This is a genomic window from Kitasatospora sp. NPDC041917 (genome assembly GCF_055589745.1).
Window position 1 is genome coordinate 1 of record NZ_JBVJBI010000087.1, and the last position, 4,347, is coordinate 4,347.

Below are 4,347 nucleotides of genomic sequence, written 5' to 3' on the forward strand. Positions count from 1 at the left end.
AGCGCCATTGCCCCCGACGATTCGCGGACCGTCGCGAGTTCGCATCGGATGCAATTGGCGGCGCTTGGAACATCCGTGCCAGATCGTGCGCTAAGCCCTCGCCGGTCTCAGGGGGCCGTTGACCTGGGGTGATCACGCAGCGGAGTCTTCGCGGTCGATGTTCTCGATCTTCGGAGGGCCGTGATGGCGGTCGAGTCTCTGACGGATGAGTTCTTTCCACTGTTCATTTCTGTCTCACGGAGCCTGTGGTTCAGCCTCAGCGACATGTGGCGCATGAGGCAGTTGGGCTGACGGGAGTGCACCGTGGCCCCGGGAGGGATCACGGTGGAGCTCGCCTTCGTACAGTCGGGGTTGCTGGGCCGGTACCAGGACAGTGAGGCGGTCTCGCCCTGCCCAGCCCTGCGGGACACGGGCTACTGGCCGGGGTCCGTGCCCCGCAGGGTGGGTGCGGCCGAATGCCGCCGTCCGCTCTTGGTGGCGCCGTTAGGGTCGCGGGTAGACGGTGCCGGTATCGGACGCGGCTCCGCTGTCGGGGTTGCATGGGGCTGTGCCCGGCCGGGCCTGAGCACGGTGGCGACACGGACCAACCCGCTTACGGAATGGGGGATCTGCATGTCGGAACCGGATCGGGCCGCCGTCGTCGCCGCCACTGGTGGTCCGTCGGCTGGCCGTCTCCTCGCTGCGGGCGACGCGGAGTCCGTGTCGGCGATCCTGGGGGCGGCCGGGGACAGTCGGGTCTCGGACATCTTCGGGTGCGGTCGGATGAGCTTCGCGATATCCGCGGACGGCAAGGTCTTCTCCTCGCATCCCGAGTGGGCCGCGGAGCTGGTGCGGCAGGCACACGGCAGGCGGATCGTCGACTTCGCCACGGCGCACCGCGTCCTCATGGCTCCGACCGCCGACGGGGAACTGCTGAGCGCGGGAGAGCGGCCCGAGGACATCGGCTGGCTCCTGAAGGCGGCCAAGGGCCAGAGGATCACTTCCGTCGCCGGGCGCTGGAAGGCAAGCAGGTCACCGCCGTCTCCGTGGCGTCTACCACACGCTCTCGTTGACCGCCGACGGGACCCTCGTCGCCGTGGGGGAACGGCGCGCCGCCGGGAGCGCGGTCTCGGCGATCGAGTGGGCGGCGAAGGGCAAGCGGATCGTCGCCATCGCCGCGGGCAACGACACCAGTCTCGCGTTGACCGCCGACGGCACGCTCCTCGCCGAGGGCGACGAGCGCAACGGCGTGGTACCCGGGCTCGCGAAGGCCGCGCAGGGCAAGCGGATCGTCGCCATCGCCGCGGGCAGGTCGCCGTCCAGCCACGCAAGCTGATGCCGTCGTGGAAACCTCCCCTGGCCCTGCCTCCCCGGATGCAGGCCGTCGCGGAGAAGTGGCTCGCGGCCCGCAGACTGACCGACGCACCCTCGACGGTGGAGAAGCTGGAGCTCGCGGTCCGGGTCTTCGGGCAGTGGCTCGGCGAACAGCATCCCGACATCACGACCTTCGCCGACGTCAGACGTCAGCACTGCCTGGACTGGATCGGACACATCGCCGAGGCCCCGGCCCCGACCACGGGCAAACCGCTGGGCGTCATGTCACGGATCCAGCGGATCTCCGGGCTGTCGCAGTTCTTCCGTGACACCGCGCTCTGGCAGTACGACGACGTGCCAGGCCACACCCTCATCGGCGCCGGCGACGCACCGAAGTACACCGAGAAGGTGCCGCGGTTCATCCCCGACCAGGACCTCGACCGGCTGATGCCCGCCATCGACGCGATCGCCTGCCCGTTCCAGCGAGCCGCCCTGCTGGTCGCCCGCCGCAGTGAGATCCAGCGCCTGCCGCTGGACCGCCTGGACCGCTACCCCGACGGAACCCCGCGGCTCCACCTGTCCGGCCGCAAAACCTACAAAGAGCGCGTCGTTCCGCTGCACGAGGACGCCGCCGAGGCCCTGCAGAAGGTCATCGACCTGCGCAGACACGCACCGGAGCGGCCGTTCACCGACGAGCGGACCGGCGAGGAGATCCGCTACCTGTTCATGAGCCACGGCAAGCTGCTGTCGACGTACTACCTGTTCGAGACCCCGATCCAGGCCGCCTGCAAGACCGCCGGCCTCGTCCGCCCCGGCGGCCGCGGCGGCACCGGCCGCGGCACCGTCTCGGCCCACCGCTTCCGCCACACCGTCGGCACCCAGCTCGCCGAACGCGGCGCGAAACTCCACACCATCATGAAGGTCCTCGGGCACACCTCCGTGAACATGGCCCTCGTCTACGCGCAGATCAGCGACCAGGAAGTCCTGCGCGACTACCAGGCCGTGCTCGGCCCCGGCGCCACCATCGCTGGCCCTGCCGCCGACAAACTGCGCAACGGCACGTTGCCGGATGCGTCAGTCGACTGGCTCAAGACCAACTTCTTCAAGACCGAACTCGTACTCGGCCGCTGCCTCCGGCTCCCCGCCGAAGGCCCCTGCGAATGCGACCTCTACCTGACCTGCGCAAAGTTCGTCACCACGCCCGAGTACGCACCACGACTGCGGGCACGGCGCGAGGTCGAGCTGACCCTCGCCCGCGACGCGGCCGAACGCGGGCTGGGACCGCGAGGTCGAACGCCACCGCTGCACCAGCGAACGCATCGAAAGACTCCTGGCCGACCTCAGGCAGCCGGTCAACGCGGAAGCGGAGGAGGACGGCTCCAGTGCGTGATTACCCCATGGCTGAGCTACCGGAGCGGTCCTTGCTCGTCAACGTGGACAGTGGGATCCGACAAGAACACGTCGGCATCCACCGGGCCATAGGCGATGTTGAAGGTGTCCAGCCAGTACGACCAGCCCCGCACACCCGCCGCGCTGCTGAAACGGTAGTTGAGCTGCCAGCGGACCCACTGGCCGGAGGCAAGGCGCACAGCTGGGGGCCGTCGCGGCCGAGGTGGGATGGCGAACAGGGGCTGCACTCGGGGAAGGACGCGCAGTCGGCCGTCGGCTTCGCGAAGCTGGACGTCGACCTTGCGCAGGTCTTCCTCGACGCCATGGGGCTCGAAGCCGTCTCGCTCATGCATGCGGACCACGTGCGCAAACGAGGGCGGCATATACGGGACAGTGAAGCCGACCGGGGCCGCGTTCCTACGGGCGGCAGCCTCTCCTCCGCGGGACTGCTTCGTCCAGGACGTCCGTATCCACTGGACGGTGATTTCCACGGCCTCCACCCCTGCCACTCCATCGAAGATCTCACTCTATGCACGCGGCTTCTCCGGCCCGCACCAACACCGCCAACGCCCCGAGCGGCAAGCCGAAGGAAGATCAACTTGAACTGTCCACATAAACAGCGACATCGTTTTTGGCCTGCTCACGCTGGCCGGGTTCACGTACGCACCACAGCTGGCCGACCTGCCGGACCAGAAGATGTGGCGCATCGACCGCGCGGCCGACTACGGCGCCTTCCAGGAAGCGGCCCGCGGCCGGGTCGACCTGGCGCGCATCGAGTGGCACTGGGAGGACATCCTGCGGATCACCGGCTCCATCCACACCGGCGCAGTGCGGGCCTACGACGTGCTCCGGATGCTGTCGCGCGACGGCCGGCCCACCCCGCTGGGCGACGCGATCGCGCACTACGGGCGGATCGCCAAGACGCTGCACATCCTGCGACTGGCTGACGGAGGTTCCAGGGTCCCCGGCGCCGCTCAGGTGCCCCTTGACGGCTTCTCGCGCGAACCCGCTGCTCCCAGAGGTTCAGCATGGTGCTCGGCTCAGCGGTGACCGAGGCCTCGGCTGTCGAGATAGTCGATCAGCGCGGCCTCCTTGCGCAGCAACCGTTCGCGGTCATCGGCCGGTAGCGACGCAAGGGCGTCAACCAGGACCCGCTTGCGGTGAACGTAGACCATGTTGCCCGAGTAGATCCGGCACCCCGAACACCAGCCGAACCCAATACATCGCTCGAAGCTGGAGGACTCAGGCGGGTGCACACGGTACTGGTAGGAGCGGACTGGCTCTCGGCACACAGTGCAGACCGAGCGTTCGCTCTCACGAACGCACCACCCGGTTGCGCCCCTACGCCAGGACTTGCGTCCGACCGATGCTCTTCAAGTCGTCATGGCGATCATTCTGCCTTGTCCTCAGGAGATGCTCGATTGCTTCTGACTGCCCTCGGCGACCGCGTGCACGAGGGGCGTCGGGTCGCGCGACGATCAGTGTTGACGCCTCTCGTGCTCGTCAGCAAGGGCATCGCCGAACGGGGTGAAGCCCATGCTCGCTCCGAACATGTCGTCACCGCTCCGGAAGGGTCTGTCCAGTGAACGGTGTAACTCGGTTGGGTTGAGTTAGCGGCGGCCGGCGGAGAGTCGGCCGTCGAAGGTGATCTCGAAGGCGTTCAGC

General features: G+C 68.3%; 4 protein-coding genes and 1 pseudogene. 3 read left to right on the top strand and 2 right to left on the bottom strand.

What is annotated here, in order from left to right; genetic code table 11:
* The first annotated feature begins 1,075 nt into the window (after positions 1–1,075).
* Positions 1,076–1,315, top strand: coding sequence for an RCC1-like domain-containing protein (locus tag ACZ6EM_RS40090; protein ID WP_465774639.1), 240 nt, complete (start codon positions 1,076–1,078; stop codon positions 1,313–1,315).
* Between the two features lie 98 nt (positions 1,316–1,413).
* Entirely contained in the window at positions 1,414–2,775 is a 1,362-nt protein-coding gene (locus ACZ6EM_RS40095; RefSeq protein WP_465774640.1) for a tyrosine-type recombinase/integrase, read from the top strand.
* Here the strand turns inward: ACZ6EM_RS40095 and ACZ6EM_RS40100 are convergent.
* The gene (locus ACZ6EM_RS40100; RefSeq protein ID WP_400336133.1) at positions 2,700–3,173 is read right to left on the bottom strand and encodes a hypothetical protein; all 474 of its coding nucleotides are present in this window, start codon (positions 3,171–3,173) and stop codon (positions 2,700–2,702) included. The two genes, ACZ6EM_RS40095 and ACZ6EM_RS40100, sit on opposite strands and share 76 nt — an antisense overlap.
* Before the next feature lie 127 nt (positions 3,174–3,300).
* Here ACZ6EM_RS40100 and ACZ6EM_RS40105 point away from each other — a divergent pair.
* Positions 3,301–3,630 (top strand): annotated as a pseudogene (locus tag ACZ6EM_RS40105) (Tn3 family transposase); the annotation flags it as partial.
* A gap of 92 nt (positions 3,631–3,722) precedes the next feature.
* On the opposite strand, the gene ACZ6EM_RS40110 reads toward ACZ6EM_RS40105, so the two are convergent.
* Positions 3,723–3,857 carry a hypothetical protein gene (locus ACZ6EM_RS40110; RefSeq protein ID WP_465774641.1) on the bottom strand — a complete coding sequence of 45 codons (135 nt, stop codon included), beginning with the start codon at positions 3,855–3,857 and terminating at the stop codon, positions 3,723–3,725.
* Positions 3,858–4,347 lie beyond the last annotated feature (490 nt).

Excerpts from the sequence above, each read along its gene's own strand:
- ACZ6EM_RS40110 (WP_465774641.1), bottom strand. The coding sequence starts at position 3,857 with ATGGTCTACGTTCACCGCAAGCGGGTCCTGGTTGACGCCCTTGCGTCG.